This is a genomic window from Dyella mobilis, from assembly GCF_016904945.1.
GTDB lineage: Bacteria > Pseudomonadota > Gammaproteobacteria > Xanthomonadales > Rhodanobacteraceae > Dyella_B > Dyella_B mobilis.
On the sequence record NZ_JADIKF010000039.1, the window covers coordinates 637,485 to 655,306 of the forward strand.

At 59.3% G+C, this 17,822-nt stretch carries 22 protein-coding genes; 13 read left to right on the top strand and 9 right to left on the bottom strand.

The features are described 5' to 3' along the window. The first annotated feature begins 4 nt into the window (after nt 1–4). Entirely contained in the window at nt 5–211 is a 207-nt protein-coding gene (locus ISS99_RS23320; RefSeq protein ID WP_239537931.1) for a hypothetical protein, read from the top strand. Here the strand turns inward: ISS99_RS23320 and ISS99_RS13880 are convergent. After that, a complete protein-coding gene (locus tag ISS99_RS13880; protein WP_239537932.1) occupies nt 208–522 on the bottom strand; it encodes a hypothetical protein in 315 nt (104 codons plus the stop codon). The genes ISS99_RS23320 and ISS99_RS13880 overlap by 4 nt on opposite strands. 131 nt (nt 523–653) lie before the next feature. Beyond that, nucleotides 654–1,481: an SAM-dependent methyltransferase gene (locus ISS99_RS13885; protein WP_204632189.1), complete on the bottom strand. Its 828-nt coding sequence runs from the start codon at nt 1,479–1,481 to the stop codon at nt 654–656. A gap of 345 nt (nt 1,482–1,826) precedes the next feature. Here ISS99_RS13885 and ISS99_RS13890 point away from each other — a divergent pair, with 345 nt between their 5' ends. After that, complete coding sequence (locus ISS99_RS13890; protein WP_204632190.1) at nt 1,827–2,231, top strand: ASCH domain-containing protein; 405 nt, start codon at nt 1,827–1,829, stop codon at nt 2,229–2,231. 149 nt (nt 2,232–2,380) lie between these two features. Next, on the top strand, nt 2,381–3,448 hold the full coding sequence (locus ISS99_RS13895) for a serine hydrolase domain-containing protein (RefSeq protein ID WP_204632191.1): 1,068 nt from the start codon (nt 2,381–2,383) through the stop codon (nt 3,446–3,448). Between the two features lie 5 nt (nt 3,449–3,453). On the opposite strand, the gene ISS99_RS13900 is transcribed toward ISS99_RS13895, so the two are convergent. Further along, nucleotides 3,454–4,299, bottom strand: coding sequence for a helix-turn-helix transcriptional regulator (locus ISS99_RS13900; RefSeq protein ID WP_204632192.1), 846 nt, complete (start codon nt 4,297–4,299; stop codon nt 3,454–3,456). A 93-nt stretch (nt 4,300–4,392) separates the two neighbouring features. On the opposite strand from ISS99_RS13900, the gene ISS99_RS13905 reads away from it, so the two are divergent. Continuing rightward, nucleotides 4,393–5,289 (top strand): SDR family oxidoreductase, encoded by an 897-nt coding sequence (locus ISS99_RS13905; protein ID WP_204632193.1) that lies wholly within the window; start codon nt 4,393–4,395, stop codon nt 5,287–5,289. Between the two features lie 107 nt (nt 5,290–5,396). Here the strand turns inward: ISS99_RS13905 and ISS99_RS13910 are convergent, their stop codons facing one another. Further along, on the bottom strand, nt 5,397–6,470 hold the full coding sequence (locus ISS99_RS13910; RefSeq protein ID WP_204632194.1) for an alkene reductase: 1,074 nt from the start codon (nt 6,468–6,470) through the stop codon (nt 5,397–5,399). A 100-nt stretch (nt 6,471–6,570) separates the two neighbouring features. Here ISS99_RS13910 and ISS99_RS13915 point away from each other — a divergent pair, with 100 nt between their 5' ends. Beyond that, complete coding sequence (locus ISS99_RS13915) at nt 6,571–7,446, top strand: LysR family transcriptional regulator (protein ID WP_284343732.1); 876 nt, start codon at nt 6,571–6,573, stop codon at nt 7,444–7,446. 14 nt (nt 7,447–7,460) lie between these two features. Here ISS99_RS13915 and ISS99_RS13920 read toward each other — a convergent pair whose 3' ends face one another. Next, nucleotides 7,461–7,823, bottom strand: coding sequence for a VOC family protein (locus ISS99_RS13920; RefSeq protein WP_204632195.1), 363 nt, complete (start codon nt 7,821–7,823; stop codon nt 7,461–7,463). 329 nt (nt 7,824–8,152) lie between these two features. Between ISS99_RS13920 and ISS99_RS13925 the strand changes: the two genes are divergently transcribed. Then, on the top strand, nt 8,153–8,530 hold the full coding sequence (locus tag ISS99_RS13925) for a YciI family protein (protein WP_204632196.1): 378 nt from the start codon (nt 8,153–8,155) through the stop codon (nt 8,528–8,530). On the opposite strand, the gene ISS99_RS13930 is transcribed toward ISS99_RS13925, so the two are convergent. Next, nucleotides 8,519–9,283 (bottom strand): SDR family NAD(P)-dependent oxidoreductase, encoded by a 765-nt coding sequence (locus tag ISS99_RS13930; protein ID WP_204632197.1) that lies wholly within the window; start codon nt 9,281–9,283, stop codon nt 8,519–8,521. The two genes, ISS99_RS13925 and ISS99_RS13930, sit on opposite strands and share 12 nt — an antisense overlap. Before the next feature lie 224 nt (nt 9,284–9,507). Here ISS99_RS13930 and ISS99_RS13935 point away from each other — a divergent pair, with 224 nt between their 5' ends. Continuing rightward, nucleotides 9,508–10,443, top strand: a complete 936-nt coding sequence (locus ISS99_RS13935) for a GlxA family transcriptional regulator (RefSeq protein WP_204632198.1) — start codon at nt 9,508–9,510, stop codon at nt 10,441–10,443. Nucleotides 10,444–10,585: 142 nt separating this feature from the next. Continuing rightward, nucleotides 10,586–11,578, top strand: a complete 993-nt coding sequence (locus tag ISS99_RS13940) for a VOC family protein (RefSeq protein ID WP_204632199.1) — start codon at nt 10,586–10,588, stop codon at nt 11,576–11,578. Between the two features lie 25 nt (nt 11,579–11,603). Here the strand turns inward: ISS99_RS13940 and ISS99_RS13945 are convergent, their stop codons facing one another. The 3 genes from ISS99_RS13945 to ISS99_RS13955 form a co-directional block, all read right to left on the bottom strand. Continuing rightward, entirely contained in the window at nt 11,604–11,948 is a 345-nt protein-coding gene (locus tag ISS99_RS13945; RefSeq protein ID WP_204632200.1) for a TfoX/Sxy family protein, read from the bottom strand. A gap of 89 nt (nt 11,949–12,037) precedes the next feature. Then, nucleotides 12,038–12,709: a CPBP family intramembrane glutamic endopeptidase gene (locus ISS99_RS13950; RefSeq protein ID WP_204632201.1), complete on the bottom strand. Its 672-nt coding sequence runs from the start codon at nt 12,707–12,709 to the stop codon at nt 12,038–12,040. A gap of 425 nt (nt 12,710–13,134) precedes the next feature. Next, nucleotides 13,135–13,893 (bottom strand): NIPSNAP family protein, encoded by a 759-nt coding sequence (locus ISS99_RS13955; RefSeq protein WP_204632202.1) that lies wholly within the window; start codon nt 13,891–13,893, stop codon nt 13,135–13,137. 932 nt (nt 13,894–14,825) lie between these two features. Between ISS99_RS13955 and ISS99_RS13960 the strand changes: the two genes are divergently transcribed. The 5 genes from ISS99_RS13960 to ISS99_RS13980 all read left to right on the top strand — a co-directional run bounded on the left by ISS99_RS13960 (nt 14,826) and on the right by ISS99_RS13980 (nt 17,741). Further along, the gene (locus tag ISS99_RS13960; RefSeq protein WP_204632203.1) at nt 14,826–15,125 is read left to right on the top strand and encodes a hypothetical protein; all 300 of its coding nucleotides are present in this window, start codon (nt 14,826–14,828) and stop codon (nt 15,123–15,125) included. 411 nt (nt 15,126–15,536) lie between these two features. Continuing rightward, nucleotides 15,537–15,929, top strand: a complete 393-nt coding sequence (locus tag ISS99_RS13965) for an SCO4402 family protein (RefSeq protein WP_204632204.1) — start codon at nt 15,537–15,539, stop codon at nt 15,927–15,929. A 144-nt stretch (nt 15,930–16,073) separates the two neighbouring features. Then, nucleotides 16,074–16,685: a hypothetical protein gene (locus ISS99_RS13970; protein WP_204632205.1), complete on the top strand. Its 612-nt coding sequence runs from the start codon at nt 16,074–16,076 to the stop codon at nt 16,683–16,685. A 216-nt stretch (nt 16,686–16,901) separates the two neighbouring features. Beyond that, entirely contained in the window at nt 16,902–17,339 is a 438-nt protein-coding gene (locus ISS99_RS13975) for a hypothetical protein (RefSeq protein ID WP_204632206.1), read from the top strand. Nucleotides 17,340–17,414: 75 nt separating this feature from the next. After that, nucleotides 17,415–17,741: a hypothetical protein gene (locus tag ISS99_RS13980; RefSeq protein WP_204632207.1), complete on the top strand. Its 327-nt coding sequence runs from the start codon at nt 17,415–17,417 to the stop codon at nt 17,739–17,741. The last annotated feature ends 81 nt before the right edge of the window (nt 17,742–17,822 follow it).

Sequence of the window (17,822 nt, forward strand, 5' to 3'; positions counted from 1 at the left end):
GAGCTTGCTGATCGAGCTGTCCAAGAAGGCGAAGAAAGCGCGGGTGATCAACGGTGCGCAGACTTTCGGTTTGTGCCAGCAATACGGCGGTATCGGACGGCGCCGTCGTCGTAACCGCAGGCTGCGCGGAAACACCAAAAGCCACGGCCCCGATCAAGAGCCATGGCTTGGTGTGAAGCCTCCTTGGCGACATCCGGATACCGCCTATTAGAAGTGCGCGGATTCGCTCTGATCGGGATGAGGTCTCCGGCTGGGATCTTCTTTGGCAGGCTCGCGTTCCGGTACGTCTTCTTCCTCGCGGCATGGAGCATGGGAATCGACCACTCGCATGGTCTTGTAGCCGAATTCCTCGCCGAGCAAGGAGCCATCACCTGCTTTTGCTGCAGCTTTCAGGGCATCCGAGGCGTCGGCTCGTTCCAATTCACGCATCAGTTCTTCGGTGGGTGCGTGGCGCAGCACGGCACTTTTGCCAATGGTTTCCAGCAATTCAATCGTATCTGTCACGGTTTTCCCCTGTTCCATGTGATGTACGTGCATCGGTGCGATGCGGGCTAAAAATCCTGGTTACGAGACTGCATCAATGTGCGGCACAAAACGAATCGTAGGTGCCGCGTCCCCGGCGATCGCTGGATGATGAGGGCGGGGTGCGAAATTCACGTGAATGCCTCGGCCCCTTCCAAGGCCTGCAAACGCTCCAGCATGGCGACGTTCTGTTTCATCTCGGCTGCGGGTGGCAGGATAACCGTTTCGGCCGTGGTCAACGGGACGTGCGGCAACTCATGCAAGGCAATGCGCCGGATTTGTGGCTTGTCGATCGGTAGCGTTGCACAGCGATAGATGATGATTTCGTGTGTCAGCGGGTAATCATTGCTGAGCAGGTCCACCAACAATTGCCGATGCTCGGATCCTGTCTGAAGTTTCTTCGACGACCAGTCTCCCACTACACCGACCTGCCACAGCACGAGATAGGCAGTGGGATCGATGCGGCGTTCAAAAAAAAGCAGCTGGCTGGCTTCAAAATGCTGGCAACCGAGACGGCCAGGGTCGATACCCAAGTCTGCGTAAAGGCAATCCTCCGCAGAAATGCCAGGCTCCATGTGCGCTTCGAAGCCCTCGGCACGCGCTACTTTGATTACTTTGTGAGGCGACCAGGCAAACACGCCGGGGTGTCCGTAAAACACGGCGCACACGCGCTTGCCGGCGCGCACTTCGCCCATGAACAGCTCGACCCATTCCTGGTAAGTCTTCATTCGCGGCTTGCCGTCGCCGTAATAGGGCTGAAGACTGCGCACATCCGGGTGCATGCGTTCCAGCCATACCTCTACGACGCTATCGGAAACCGCCGCAAACACCACGTCGGCCTGCTCGATATAGCTTCGCGCCAATGGCGTGAGGTGCGAGCCGAGCGTCATGCCCAGGCCGACGCAGGCGATGCTGCCGCGGCGGACATTGTTGGATGTTTCTGAAGAGGATGTAGTCATTGCGTGATAGTAAGCAATTTTCGTGACGTTGAGCAGGCGGCGCGAGACATTCAAATGGACCGGGAAGGCGTTTTCCGCCGGTGCGTGCCGTGACGACTGAAATCGATATCAATGAATTTGGCGCGACGCGATTTGAAACAAACTGTCATGACAAGTGACAGGTCTTGTGCTGGTATTGTCTGTGCGTCTCAGAATTGAGATTTTTGGCATGGCTGATGCTTCAGGCGAGGCACTTCGTCGCGGCAGCGATCCGGCACTGCCGTCGCGCTAAGCTCGCCGGGATATTTTCCAGGGATGGGGAAGTGAAGAGCTTCCCGCCGAATCGAGATGCAGAGGCAGGCAAGGATGAACCGAAGAAAGCGATTGACGTTCTGGGGCGCCGACGAGAACGACGACAGTCTTCCGCGCAGCGTAATGGATGGCCGGAAGACGGTTACGGCCGATACCGTCGAGGACTACTACAAGCCGTACAACGAGTATTGCGATGGCAGCTACGAGCCGGGCGACGTCATTGAAGTGTATGACCTGAAACAACGCCTGCGCTGCATCATCCGGGCCACCAAGGTCTATACGATCGAATTCGGCAACATTCCGGAAGAAGTCTGGCGCGGCGAAACGTTTTCCAACGCCGAAGAATTTCGCCAATGCCACATCCGCTGCATGCCGCACCTGGATCTGCACGACCGGTTTCAACTGGTGACGCTGCACTTCGAACTGGTGGAGATCGTTGCGCGGGATATTGCGGATTGAGGGTTTTAGACCATGGCGAGCCCAGCTTTTCAAAAAGGAGGGCTTGGTGGATCGACTTTACGACGGATCGGTCATTTCAGGGAGGCATTGAACACGTGCGCGCAATTCAATTTACTTTTTCGCTCTTGGTATGCGTGGCCGCGTCGGCCATGGCTGATGCACCCGCCACATCAAAAAATGTGCAAGACGCTTTCGCCGCCTCGGGTTTGCCCGGCGGTTGTGCAATGTCTTTTGACGGAAGCCACGTGCTTACGCAATATGCCGACGGTTATGCCGATGCCGCGAGGCAAAAGAAATACGGCGTGGACACCATCCAGCCGATCGCCTCGGTCAGCAAGACCGTCATCGGCCTGGTGCTGGCGCAGCTCGCATTGAAAAAGCAGATCGACCTGGATGCGCCGATCGACAACTACCTGCCCTGGAAAGTGCGCAACCCCCGGTTCCCGAATACGCCCATCACCTTGCGCGAATTGGCTACGCATACTTCCGGTCTGGTCGACGGGCCGATATACGACAAGAGCTACCAGGACGGCCATACGCCGAGCATGAGCATGCGGGACTTCGTGCGGCGCTATACCGATCCTCGTGGCGAGTGGTTCAGTGCCGCCAATTTCAGCGACAACGAGCCGGGCGCCCACTACGAATACAGCAACCTGGGAGCCGACCTTGCCGCGGTGATCATCGGATACAAGACGGGTGAGCCGTTCAGCCGCTACGCTAGCGAGCACGTGTTTCAGCCGCTCGGCATGCAGGACACCTCTTTTGCCTATCACCAATCGCCGCGCGACACCGCCTTGTTCGACGGCAAGGGAAAGGCCCTGAAGCCGTATACGGAAGTCACCTATGCCGATGGCAGCATGCACACGACGTGTCGGGACGTGACGAAATATCTGCAAGCCGTGTTGCGCGCCCGCGCCGGGGAGTCGTCTCCCCTCGATGCCGCGGTCGTGGCGATGGCGTTGGCGCCGCAGTATCAGCCGGGCAAATTGCCCTCGGGCTTGAAGCATCCCAACCAGGGGCTGTTCTGGTCTTATAACGAGCTAGTGGCGGGTGTGGGCCACAACGGCAGCGACCCGGGTGTCACGTCATATGCGTATGTGTCGCTGCACGGCGATCGTGGTTTTGTCTTCATCGCCAACTCCAGCGTCGAAGACAATCCAGCCTATGGCAAGGGCATCATGGCGATCTGGAAAGCGTGGTCGCCATTGCAGCAGTAGGTGCATCAACCCGCAGGCGCCTGCGCCGCGATGAGCGAATGGATGCGCTCGGCGTCCGCAGGTGTCGCCGGGTTGTACACCACCATGCTGAGATCCTGTCGGCCGTCGACCGCGAAGGCCGAATACTCAAAAGCGATTGGGCCGAGCACCGGATGGCGCAGATGCTTGACCGCTTCAATGCCGGGCTTGCGCACGTCGTTGTCGCGCCACATGGCATTGAATTCGGGGCTCAGCCGGCAGAGTTCTTCGATCAGCGGTTCCACTTCTGCAGCGGCCCCGGCACGAACTGCTTCCACGCGGAACGTGCTCAACACGACGCGCGCCACGCTTTCCCAATCGTAATGCGCGACCCGTGCGCGCGGATCGAGAAAGATAAAGCGCAACACGTTGCGTTGCTCGGGCGGTAGCGAGGAATAGTCCATCAGCATCACGGTGGCTGCATGGTTCCAGGCGACCACGTCCCATGCAGCGGTTCTGATCAATGCTGGGCTGGGATCCAGCGCATCGAGCACACGTTGCAACCGTGGCGTGACGCCGTCGCTTTTTTGATAGCGAGCCTCCGGCGGGCGGCCCAGGCCCAGCAGAAACAGATGTTCGCGCTCGATCTCCGTCAGCATCAGCGCGCCGGCGATACGATCGAGCACATCCGCCGAGGCGGCGCCGCCGCGTCCTTGTTCCAGCCAGGTGTACCAGGTCGGGCTGATGTTGGCGCGCTGCGCGACCTCTTCGCGGCGCAGGCCCGGTGTGCGGCGGCGCTGGGGCGGATAGCCGAAGGCCGCCGGATCGAGTTTCATCCGGCAGTTCTTCAAATAGGTTCCGAGCGCGTTCTCGTGGGTGGTCTGGGCGTCCATCCTATTAATCTCTATAACAGGATAATTTCACTACTTTACTAGCATAATCCCGGGGTAGAGATTTGTCGCCAGCGAACCTTGGAGACTTAGCTCATGCGCGTATTCGTAACAGGTGCCACCGGATTCATCGGCTCAGCGGTGGTGAAGGAATTGATCGCGGCGGGCCATCAGGTGCTTGGCCTTTGCCGTTCCGAGGACAAGGCAGCGGCGCTCGCAGCCACCGGCGCACAAGTGCATCGCGGCTCCGTGAACGACCTGGACGGCCTCAAACAGGTTGCGGCTCAGTGCGATGGCGTGATCCACCTGGCTTTCAACCACGACTTCTCGACCTTCGCGGCCAATTGCGAAGACGACCGGCGCGTGATCGCCGCGCTGGGTTCGGCGCTTGCCGGTTCCAACCGTCCGTTGATCGTCACCTCCGGAACGGGTATCGCCAATACCGTCCCCGGTCAGCCGGCGCGCGAAGACAATACGACCGTCGGCGCCGACGTGATTCCGCGCGCGGCATCGGAAGAGGCGGCCGCCGCGGTAGCCGCCGAGGGCGTCAACGTGTCAGTGGTGCGCCTGCCGCAAGTGCATGATCCAGTCCGGCAGGGGCTGATCAGTTACGCGATCACCGTCTATCGCGAGAAGGGTGCATGCGTCTATATCGACGAGGGACGCACGCGCTGGTCGGCTGCACACGTGCTCGATGTGGCGCGCTTGTATCGGCTGGCGCTCGAAAAGGCGGAGCCGAATGCCAAGTATCACGCCGTGGCGGAGGAGGGCGTGTCGATGCACGATATCGCACATACCCTTGGCCGCCGTTTGAACCTTCCGGTGAAATCCATCACGGCAGACGAAGCGCAAGGCTTTTTCGGTTGGCTGGCGATGTTCACCAGCCACGACATGACTGCTTCAAGCGAGCAGACGCGGAAAAAATTGGGATGGCAGCCGACTGGTCCGAGCCTGATTGCCGACCTGGAACAGCTGAGTCTTTCCGAAAGTTGAGTGAATTTTTGCAAATCTGTGATTGCGAATTGATTTGCTCCTCCCCCTGCGCGCAGGGGGAGGTTGGGAGGGGGTAACGCTTTTGCTCTTGTGGAGCCGTGCCGCCCTCAAGCCGCCACCGCTTCGCTCAATGTCGGGTAATCGATATAACCCCGCTCATTTCCACCAAAGAACGTCGCGCGATCGGCATCATTCATCGGCGCATCGTTCTTCAGTCGCGTCACGAAATCCGGGTTGGCAAGAATCATCTGGCCGTAAGACTCCAGGTCGGCAAGCCCTGCGGTGATATCGCTGCCGATCTGCTCGCGCAAGCGGCCGGGACGGTTGAGGATCAGCGGCTGCTGCCAGCGTTCGCGGATGTTGGCGAGCAGTGCGTCGTTGCCCTGGTGCAGCAGATGCAGATAGGCCAGTCCCAGCGCGTCGAGTTTGCCGACCAGGTAGCGATACAGCTCCGGGCCGTCGGGGCCTTCGTCGATACCCCACATCGTGGTGCCGGGAGACAGGCGGATGGCCGTGCGATCGGCGCCGATCTCCTCGGCAATCGCGGTCACGACTTCGATGGCAAAGCGCGCACGGTTTTCGATCGAGCCGCCGTATTCGTCGGTGCGTACGTTGGCGCTCGGTGCAAAGAACTGCTGCACCAGGTACGCGTTCGCACCATGGATCTCCACGCCATCGGCACCGGCTTCAATCGCGCGCCGCGCAGCATGCCGAAAATCGGCAACGGTCTGCCGCACTTCGTCAGTGCTCAAGGCGCGCGGTGCGGGGATGTCCTGCATACCCTTGGCGGTAAACATCGGCGCGCCCGGGGCAATGGCCGAAGGCGCAACACCTTGGCGATGGTGTGACGTGTTGTCCGGATGCGACATGCGCCCGGCATGCATCAGCTGGATAAACAGGCGGCTGCCTTTGGCATGCACGGCGTCGGCAATCGTGCGCCAACCGGCGACGTGCGCATCGGTATAAATGCCCGGCGTGGTGAGATAACCCTGGCCGTCGTCGGAAGGCTGCGTGCCCTCGGTCACGATCAGGCCGAGCCCGGCGCGCTGCGCATAGTATTCGGCGGCCAATGTGCCTGGTGTGCCATCAACTTGGGCGCGGCTGCGCGTCATCGGCGCCATCGCCAGGCGATTGGAGAGGGTGTGGCGGCCAACGCGAACGGGTGTGAACAAGGTGCTCATGGGAAGTCCTCGGAAGCGGGTTGAGGACATCATGCGGTACGCCATCCATGGGATAAAGATGGTATGGTGGATAACATTGATCCATTTATGGAGCAATATCGTGGAGCTTTTGAACGACATGGCGCTGTTTGTGGAAGTCGTCAAAGCCAAGGGCTTTCGCGGCGCATCCGAAGCGACCGGCGTCCCCAATTCCACCTTGTCGCGACGGATCGGCGCGCTCGAAAAAGCGATCGGCCTGCGCCTATTGCATCGCACGACCCGCAAGGTGGAGTTGACCGAAGCGGGCCAGATTTATTTTGAGCGCTGCAAGCGCATCGTTGACGAAGCCCGATTGGCGCACGAGCAATTGGGCGATCTGCTGGCTCAGCCAAGCGGCGTCTTGCGCGCATCGTTGCCGGTGGACTTTACGGTGATTTACCTGGCGCCGTTGATCGCGGAGTTCGCCGAGCGTTATCCAGGCATCAGCTTCGAGTTCGATCTCACGCCAAGGCAGGTGGACCTGATCAGCGAACCGTTCGATGTCGCCATTCGCATGGGCGAGCCGAGCAACTCCAACTTGATCGCGCGTCCGCTGGTGTCGCTGGTGCCGCGCCTCTACGCCGCGCCTCGCTATCTGAAACGCATGGGCGAACCGGAGAAGCCGGCGGACCTCAAGCGGCACGAATGCCTGAACGTTCAGAAGGGCGGTATCTGGACGCTGCGTAAAAACGCGCAATCGGTGCAGCTCAGCATCGGCAGCCGATTCACCATCAACAACGTCGGCTTGATTCGCCGCATGGCGACATTGGGTATGGGCATCATGCTGATGCCCGAAGAAGTCGTCGCCGAAGACGTGGCTGCCAAGCGCCTGGTCCGCGTGCTGCCCGACTGGCACGGCAAGCCCATGCCGGTCTACGCGCTGACCGAAACCCGTTTGCTGCCGGCGAAAACGCAGCGCTTCATCGAATTTCTCAAGGAGCGCCTGGCGCAGGCATAAGGCCGTTCAGCGCCTCATCCGGGCTGCCAAAGTTCGATCGGGTTTCCTTCCGGGTCGTGCAAATGCGCAAAGCGCCCATGCGGATAAGCCTGCGGATCGACCTTCACCTCGATCCCCGCGGCCTGTAGCTGGGCGACCAGCTTGTCCAGGTGATGCACGCGGAAGTTGATCATCCACATCTTGCTGGGATCGCCGAAGTAACCCGTTTTTTCCGGAAAAGGCGCAAACACGGTCTGTCCCGCTTCCTGCTCCCAGACGGGGGCGCCTTCGCGTGTGGGCATGAGTTCGATGCCCAGGTGCTGCAAATACCACTGCCCCAGGGTGTCGGGGTCGTGCGCGCGGAAAAACAACCCTCCGATGCCGGCTACCTTTTCCATTTCCGTTCCTCCCGATGGACGTTTGGCGGTGGCTTTTGCAGGTGGGGCAGGGGTCTGCGCCGACGCGGCTGCGCTACGTCGAGGCAAAAAGAGGCTGGTCCCGAAGGCATACGACAGGACCTGAAGTATCTGGCGCCGTTGAAAGCCCATTTCATTCCCCTCCCGTGTCGTTGCGCGCTTCTTGACACTACCGCTGGGCGCAAGGAGCTATTTGTACAACCGGAACCCGTGCCGGCGCCACCTATGGCAGACGTTAAAATGTTGCAGAACGGTGTCGATTTTCAAAAACGCGGTTCGTCGCTCCCACATCAGGCCCCAGGAGACGGACCATGCGCGTTTTGGTGTTGGTGAAGGCGACCGAAGCCAGCGAAAAGGAGAGTGCCTCGCCGGAGTGGATGGCCCAGATGATGGACGCGATGGGCAAGTTCAACGACAAGTTGCGCGATGCCGGTGTCCTGCTGATGGCCGAAGGCCTCCAGCCGACGTCGCGGGCCAAGCGCGTCGGGTTCAAGGGCACCGCCCGCACCGTTACCGACGGCCCTTTTGCCGAGACCCACGAGCTGATCGCCGGCTTCTGGATCTGGGACGTCAAAGACCTGGATGAAGCGGTCGCCTGGGTAAAGCTCTGCCCCAATCCCATGCCGGGCCCGAGCGACATCGAGATTCGGCCGTTTTATGAAATGGCCGACTTGCCGTCAGGGCAGTGATACGCCGGTCATCTCCGCCAGTTTTGCGATAAGCCGATCCTGAAAGCGGCGATCGGATACTTCCGCGGCAGGCTGCCGCGGTTCGCGATGATGCCAATAACCGCCACTGGTTTTTGCCGGCGCATCGTCGCTGGCCGCAAGCCAGGTCTGGGTGAGGTGTCCCATCTGCAGATCGTCCGGCGCGCCGCGGCCGCCCATCTTGGTCGGCACCCAGCCCGGATCGACAGCGTTGCTCAGCACATCCGGCCAGCGCCGCGCCAGCGCGAAGGCGAATGCGGTGAGATACAGCTTGCTTTCCGAATAAGCCTGGCTTGCATTCCAGCGTCGCTCGATCCAATCGATGTCGTGCAGCGAATCGTCGCCGCCGTGATGCATGCCGCTGCTGAGATAGATCAATCGGCCGGGCCGCTGCATCAGCGCCGTCAGCACGTAGGGTGCAAGCGTGTTGATGGCGAGGGTTCTGGCATGCCCTTCGGGCGTGGCGTCGCGATCGCCAAGGTAGATGCCGGCATTGTGGATCACCGCATCCATCCGGCCCATGGCGTTGACCTGATCGGCGATGTTCCGTGTCTCGACGGCGCTGCTGAGATCGCCGACGACCACGCCCGCCGATTGCCTGGCAAGATCGGTCAGCGTCGCGGCGCGCTCGCGCGAGCGTGCATGCAGAACGACCTGGTGGCCTTCATCCGCGAGAGTCTGCGCCGCCGCGCGGCCGAGTCCATCGGTACTGCCGGTGATGAAAATACGGGCCATGAAACCTTCCTTTCTTGAGCGACGCTGCCGGCGCCGAATGTCCGTGACGAGTTTCGGCGCACCCGAAAATAATAGTGCGACTATCGTTTTTTTTAGGTCATGGCTTGGTTTGGGATACGACAAGGCGGATTTTGCGATGCGCCAACCATGACGTATTCACCTTGACGTCCACCGCATGCTTACGCCACTTTCGGGCAACTGGATCAAGGGATGCGCCTGCCACCATGCGACGCGAGATCGCCATCGTCGTTTTTCCGGGATTCCAACTGCTGGATGCTGCCGGCCCGATTGCCGTATTCGAAATGGCGGAGCGGTTCCGGCCGGACAGTTATGCCATCCACGTGCTCGCTCCGGGTGGCGGCGTGGTGCGCAGTTCGTCCGGCGTGTGCCTGGCTGCCGCGCCGATTGAACAGCGGCATTTCGATACGGTGATCGTATCGGGCGGCAATCTGGCGCAGGTCGAAGAGGGCCAGGCCGATATCGCGGCGATGCTCGGCAACGATACCTGGCGCCGCGCGGCGGGCGTCTGCTCCGGCGCTTTTCTGCTCGCGGATGCCGGTTTGCTCGACGGCCGGCGCGCGACCACGCATTGGGCCGCGGCCGAGCGTTTCCGCCAGCGTTATCCCAAGGTACGGCTCGACGCCGACCGGATGTTCGTGAGAGACGGAAACACCTGGACCTCTGCCGGCATTTCCGCGGGAATCGATCTTGCACTGGCGCTGGTCGAAGACGATCTCGGCCCCGGCATCGCGCGGCGAGCGGCGCAGCAACTGGTCGTGCACCAGCGGCGGCACGGTGGACAATCGCAGTATTCCGTTCTGGTGGAGCAGGGCGGCAAGACCGGACGGTTCGGCGATCTCATCAGCTGGATGCGCGCACGCATCGGCGAACCGATGACGGTGGAGCGCCTGGCCGAGCGCGCCGCGATGAGCCCGCGGAATTTTGCGCGCGCCTTTGCCGCGGAAATCGGTGCAACGCCCGCGAAAGTGGTGGAGGGCCTGCGGCTGGAAGCTGCCCGCGTCGCGGTCGAGACCAGCCACGCCCATCTGGATCACATCGCCGCATCGACCGGCTTTGGCGATTCCAATCGCATGCGCCGTGCTTTCGTGCGCGCCTTCGGCTCGTCGCCGCAATCGCTGCGCCGAAGTGCAAGCGCCTGATGGCGGCGATGCCAGGCGCGGCGTGCTGCATGCATTGGCCGTTTTCGCACGGAACTTGTCCTTGCAGGCAACGCGTGAAACGCACATAAAAGAGTGCGCCGCACTAGTCGCGGCCTCCGTCATCTTATTTTCGAGGATACGCATGCGCCTGACTCTGGTCATTTCGGCATGGTTTTTGTGTCTGGGTGTCGCGCAGGCTTCCACGCCTTCGCCCGCACCCGCAGCGTCCACCACCCAGCTCGAACACATCCTGCTGTGGGGGCGCAGCATCGATCAGGTCACGTCGATCATGGCGGTCAAGCTTGGCTTCCAGGTGCGGCCCGGACACGATCCCGATGGGGTCGCCAATCGCTATGTCCGTTTTTCGGATGGCAGCTATATCGAACTGCTCGGCATCACCCGGCCCAATCCCACCTTCGATCCGGGCATGCAAGCAGATCAGGAAGCCTTGAAGGGTGGACCGGGTTCGCGCACCTTTGGTTTTCGCACCTCGTCATTGGATGCCATCCACCGCTCGCTGCAGTTGCTGCACTACGCCGTTACGCCGTTCTTCTCCGGCCCCGATAGCAAAAAGCCGGGCTGGCGCTTGTTTGCATTCACCCGTGCGCCGCTGTCGAGCAACACTTTCTTTATCGATTACGCCAGCGGCTATGCGCCCGACCAGTTCGATCCTTCCAATAAAGACGACTACCGCGTAACGCGCGAGCACCCCAACGGTGCGCAAATGCTCTCGTCGATATGGCTGGTATCGGCCGATGCCAATGCCGATCGCCAACAGCTGGAGAAGATGGGCTTCGGCCACGCAGTGCCGGTGACCTTGCCGGAAGTCGGCGCACAGGGATTCTGCGTGCCGGTGGGCCCGACCGCGTTGCTGGTACTTCAACCACAAGGCGCCGGCCTGGCCGGGCAGGTCATGGCCAGCGGCGGTCCGCGCATTCTGGGCGCGAGTTACGGCGTGATCGATCTTGGACGTGCGCAGCGCTGGGTCGAGCGCGGCTACGAGCGTTCGCTTGCCACCTACCGCGGCGTGTACGGTGAATCCTTTCTCGCCCCCACGCAGGACGACCTTGGCATGACCATCGAATTCCATGCGATGCAGCCGGGTACCTCAGTGTGTCCGGCGGCAAGCCCGTAGGCACCGACCGCCGGATACGTGCCGGTCATTTGCGCGGCTTGCGTGGTGCGGCCGCTTTCTTGGGCTTGGGCACAGGCATCAACGCCGCCGTTTCGAGAATCAGGCGGCGAATCGCGTCGGAGTCGTCCAGCAGCTCGTCGGCAACCGGATAATCCTTGGCGCCCGGATAGGGCGGGCGCTGCGGCAGATCGGGGGCGAGCGTCGCTGCCGCCTTCGATGGCTTGACGAAGAGACTGTTGTCGCAGGCAAACGCCACCACTTTCTCGTCTACGTAGAGGGCGTATTCGCCAAACATCTTCTTGTGGGTGAAGCGATCGCCAAGGGCCACTTGCTCGGTTACGTAGTCGACGAAATCCTGGTGGGTAGCCATATCAGTGAAAGTCCAAGGTGTGAATAGAGTCGCGCACCGGTGCTGAAAGAAGTTTTTGGTCGGAAGCGTTTGTCTGTGAGCCACCCACGTCAGGCCGTTTCCTTTGCTATGGATGGCTTGCTACGACGCCATTGCAGCGCAAGCCAGATGCAGGGAATTACCAGAACGAAAAGCGAGAAGATGCTCCCCTCGGGCCCCGTGCTTCCGCCACTCCACAAGGGGTTGCCATGGGAAGACTCCGTCAACAACCGATACCCGAAACGCATGCCGCTGTTGGCGGTACCGTAGAAAAACGATTCTGCCCAATCCCACGACGCATGGAAACCGATCGCCCACCAGAGCGATCCGGTAATGCGCAAACTCAGGCAGAAAAACAGCGCCATGATGCCCGTTTGCGCAAGCCCTAACGGCGTTTCACCGTCGTTGCCCGTGTGCATCCAGATAAAAATGGCACTCCACCACAACGCCGCCCACCAGAAACCAATGCGCCGGCCCAACGCATACTGGAGATAGCCGCGAAGCAGTAGCTCCTCAAAAAACGCTACCGCGTAAAACGCGAGCAGCCAAGCAATGCCGGCCAGGATTATCCATGCCAGGGTGGTTGGCTCTTTCGCGAACGTGGCGTAACCGCCAAACAGGAGTGTCGCAACGAGTGCGGAAAGCGTCGCGAATCCCAGGGCCGAACCCACGGCTAGCAGCTTGGTTCGGGATGCGCCGCCGAGCCCGTAGGTCAGCCAGCTACGGCCTTCGACGCGCGCCATGACGCACGTTGCAAAGATCACGATGCCCGCGCGAAGGGCTTCTTCCAGCAGGAAGTCGGGTGGATGGGTCAACGTGAGGTGGCGCGTAAGAACGAAATACTGGGCAAGCCGCAGGGAAACCACGATGAACACAAAAAGCAGGATTCCCCAGCCGGTTCGAAGCTCGCCGTTTTTGAAGAAGATCTTCCGCATGATGCCCCCTCATTCGCCAATCCGATGCCTATCGCGTGCGGATCGCTGGACGGCTCGGCGGCAAAGCTTGCCGCTGCCATGCATGCGATGGGTCATGAGCCGCTTTGTAGCGAATGCGCCAGGCCATGTACAGCACCTCGACGCACGATCCGGCGGTGCAATGATCGGTCGCGGTCGCTTCACGCGCCAGCGCGACCTGCACGTTGCACTGAGTTTGGCGGAATCGGGGTGCGCTAATCGTGTAGCGTAGAACGCGGCGTGGGGACCAGCCGCATGGATTGGGTGCCATCCCTCAGCCACGCATCAAGAGTGGGCGCGACCCGTTGATGCCAGGCCCCCGATTCGATAAACGCGCCGTAATGCTGCGTATCGCGAAACACGGCGATGCCGACCAATACGTGTTCGCCAGTGCGGACCGGTAGCCCCGGAAAGTTATTGGGCGCATCCTCGGTGACATACCACGCGATATCGTGCGCACCGGCGTTTTCCAGCACGCCGGTCATTTCCTGTTTGCAGAAATCCAGCAGTGGCTGGTCGGCGGCGGCTTTCAGTGCGAATACGGTTACATCGATAAGGCCTGGCGGCTGCGCCTGGCTGCCAACGGGCGCGCGACCAAGCGGGCGGTGCACCAGGCCCGAACCGTTCCAGGCTGGCTTGAGCAATAGCACGTTGTCGGAGTCGATCATCGTGTCATTGGCGGTATTCCGGTTTGCCATCCAGACCGGGCCAGTATAAAACCCGGTCAGCCCTTCCAGGCGCGACGGCATGTCCTTGAATCCGCGCAGCCACACAAAGGTGTCGGGGTTGTCCAGGTTGCGGAACTGCCCAAGCAGCCGCATGCCAAGCACCTCCTGCGACTCGACGAATTCGCGCTCGAACACGTCGATCAAAACATCGCGCTTGCCTGGATGCAGCGTGTATTGGCGCAGCTCGATGACCGCGCATTCGGTGTTGTCGTCATGGCTAGCGGAAGGCGAGGCGGGCGAAGTCATGGGGCATCCTGCAATGGCGAGCGGGAGGCAAGGCCGGGCTAACCCTAACCTGGCGAGCGGGCATTCGGTATAGCCAGTTGACGCGTATATCCGCAGCCACCGCATATCCAAAGTGAGACCGCTCCACTCCCTCTCCCCTCCGGGGAGAGGGGCCACTCTTGCGCAACGCCACGTTAGTGCGCGCTCTACTCCCTCTCCCCTCCGGGGAGAGGGGCCACTCTTGCGCAACGCCACGTTAGTGCGCGCTCTACTCCCTCTCCCCTCCGGGGAGAGGGCTGGGGTGAGGGGCCGCTCTTGCGCGACGTTGCGTTAGTGCGAGAGCAAAAATCACTCGCGCCACGCAAGCACATACCTCGTCGCAAGCCCCGACCCCTCACCCCAACCCTCTCCCCGGAGGGGAGAGGGAGCACGTCGCGCGAGATAAACCGTAGCGCTTTATCAGCTTCTACTGACAGCGCCCAAACGGCAGGGAACGCGACAATAGAAACGTCGGGCGAGCCTCTGCAGATGAGAACCGCATCGCCCGACAAGCAGTGAAGAACGCGGATCGCACGGGGTGCAACCCATACGACCCGCTAACCACCATTAACTTATGTAGGAGTTAATCATGGCTACGCCCGATGATACGTCACGCGCCCACGCGCGTCCTCGCTCCCGAGCACCCCTCCCGTATTTCTTCACCACCGTAAGGCTGATGCGATGTCGGGCCATCGGGGCGTCCGACTGATCCGGTCAGCCCATTCCGATTAGTCGTGCAGGATTTTTCCTGCAAGCCCTTCACGCCGTACGCAATGTACGGCGTGATCTAACCGTGTGGAGAAAACCGTGAACCCTTCGAAGCATTCTCGTGCGACAGGCCTTCTATTGCCCGAAGCCAGCCGTTCGTTCGTGCAACCGGCAACGCATGCATCGATCACCGCAAGGAGCCACCCATGAAGAAGCGCGCCCAAGGTGCCTGGATCACCCTCAACGCCAGCTACTACTGCGCCCCCGTTTGCCATCCCCTGAAACTCGTGGACGACGCCAGCCTGCTGCTGGAAGGTGCACGCGGCATCACCCAAAGCCTTGCCGATCTGTTGAGCCAGGACGTGGACATCAACCCAGAGGATCTCGCCAAAGCCCTATGGGCGGCTTCCGTGCTGATGGAAATGGGGCAGAGCAGCGCCGAGATAGCGTATGGGCGTATTCGCAAAATGCGAAAAGAGCTCGGCAAGACGGAAGTTGCGCCCTGATGGATGACGCCTGAAAGAGTTTCGTGTAGCCGGCTGCGCCTGTCGATTGCCTGGCGTCGTATTGGAATGGCTACACGAATTTTTCTTGTTGACGATGTGTGCAGCTTTGCATTATTTCTACCCGCACACCTGCGCGCAAAGCGCTGGCCTCAGGGGACAATGCGATGAGTACACGTTGGCAAAGGAACTGCCTGTGGGCAGTCGCGTTTTGGGGCCGAATCGGGGCGGCATCGGGGCTGCTCATCAATTGACCCATCGCTGGCAACGTGGCGCGACAGGTGCGGATAACGCTCTCCATGGCCCCGGCGCAAAGAAGGGGCTATGTATAAGCCTGCGCGCGGGTGTCGACCGTGGCGCGTTGAGCATTTCGTTTAAATAGTGGATGTCCACGATCTGGTGATGGTTTAAAAAATGGCTGACCTTGACAAGCACTACGACATGAATGTGTCCGCGTCATGGAAGAGAGAGGAGATGATTGGTCTGCTTGAAGAACTATCCGATAGAAGCACGCAGGAACGCCTGTGGATAAGGCTTGAAAGCTACCCACTTTCGTCCGGGATAGATGACGTTTTTCATTTTTTCTTCGATGACACAGATCTGGCTCAAGACGTTAATTCTGAGATCGGGCACATATTGAGCAATGCGAGCGAGGCTGTTGCAATCAGGAATCTATGCAACGCGCTGGATAACTTATGTCAGGATTTGGGGGATGTTGGTTCAGGTGCGTATATTTCACATCCCGATTGGCCGTCATTGGTGCACCTTGCGCAGGCCGCGCTGATCGTCTTGCAAAAGCCGAGTTAGCGCCTTGCGAATGCGGGTCGCGGTGAATCGCAAACCGAATTTCCTAAGAATGTTGATCGGGTTGACTAGACGGACGACCTTTCAAGGGCGCAAGAGCACGCCCATTTCAAAGATGGCGCGCCGAAAAAAAGGATGGGACGATTTGTGATGCTCACAAAGGAACTCCAGATCCTTCAGGAAAAACTGAACAGGGGCTGGAAAAGCATGGTTGGCTTATCGGGTCTCAACAACAATGAGGGATCGGCGATTGGCTTGCACGATTTCTATGAGATTTACTGGGACGATCCGCCGGTCTTATTTTTAAAGGATGGGGAGGCGGAACGGCTGGGCTTCTCGCCCCTGGACGCGAAGATCATCGAGGAGGTCGGACTTCCCGAGTGGGCTGCGCCTAATATGTTTTTCCACAAACCTGAATTATTGAGCAAGGAGATAATACTTATTGGCGAGGATCGAGAAGATAGACCCATTCATTACAGAATTAATGACCGTTGGGTCTACGCGATGGGCGATGGATCTATTAAGTTGATTTCGGTAGGCCTAGATGGGCTAGTTTTTACGCTCGTGATTTATGCGGCGATGGTTGAGCTTGCCATTGAGAAAGATCGGGATGCTTGCAGGCTGAATAGAATTCCATCCTTTTTGATCGATAGACTTCGCTTAGCCTATTGCAGGGAATTCGGCGACCTGTATGAGAACGGCTTTGTTGAGGAGCAAGTTATGAGACTGAGCGATCGGCGGGACCCTGGTTTTGAGTGATTTTCAGCGATGTCGGCCTATGGAATGAGTTTCCTCTGAATTTGTCGCTTGATGTGTTGAAGCTGAAGTTTGAAGCGTTCTCGCCGGCTGTATGGGGGCGTCTAGCAGCTAATCCATGGCTATCATTGTGGCGCAACAGAGGTGGGCCATGGGGAATCATGGGTCAGCGATAAGTTGATAGATGTGCCATGAGAATTATGGGCGAAACGGAAAAAGGTGCCCGTTTTATCCCTTGGCTTGATCTTCGGGGGAGCGATGATTAGGAAAACATTGTGTTCGGTCGCATTTGCAGCGTTGAGCATTTTCAGTGGAGAGCTTGCCGCTCAATCAGATAGGGACTTCACGTATCATTACGCGCCAAGCAAATCCAAATTGCATGGGTTCATGCATGCCGAAAATGTGAAGCTTGATGATCCTAAGATGACGTTTACCGCCTACATACTGGTGTTAGATAAGGCAATCTCTGTGCCTGAAAGTGGCTCTTACGAATCGGTTTCTGGCGAAACGCGTATTCAGTTGCAGTTTCAGCACCATCTTGCCGCCCCTTCGTCGGGAACTTGTATCGATGTTGCAGGAGACTTGTTCGGGGCAGAAACGGCATCTGATGTTCTTCCACTGACCATGCAAGTCGACTCTTACAGTACGTGTAAATGAGGGCGCATCGGCTCGGACGGATCGCCATGGGTGGATTGCAATTTTCAGTTGGATTAATAGGGGGGGGGGCACAAAATGCCAACAATATTTGCCTATGCGATCGTGATTTTCATTCCTATTTTATTCTTGAGTGCTATTTCGTACTATGTGGTGCTTTTTATTCTAAAAAATAAACTTAAAAGACATGGCGCGGATATTTGGGCGGATTTTCGAAATAACGCTAAGCCCTTTGAGTCCGAGTTGGCGACTACGTACAAAATAATCATGGATCGGCGGGCGGGGCAGGGGATGCGCAGTTCGGAAAGAGCCTTGGCAAAAGCAGCCAAATGCAACCTTTATGTATCTATGTCCTTGTTTATGGTTGCGTTAGCGGTTGGCCTTTATGCTTCGGTGAACAAGTAGCAGCTCGCGAATGGCGGCGGCAGTCGCGGATAAAGCCTTTCGTGACCTCGCTGAAGAGAAGGGGGTGATGTATAGGTTTGA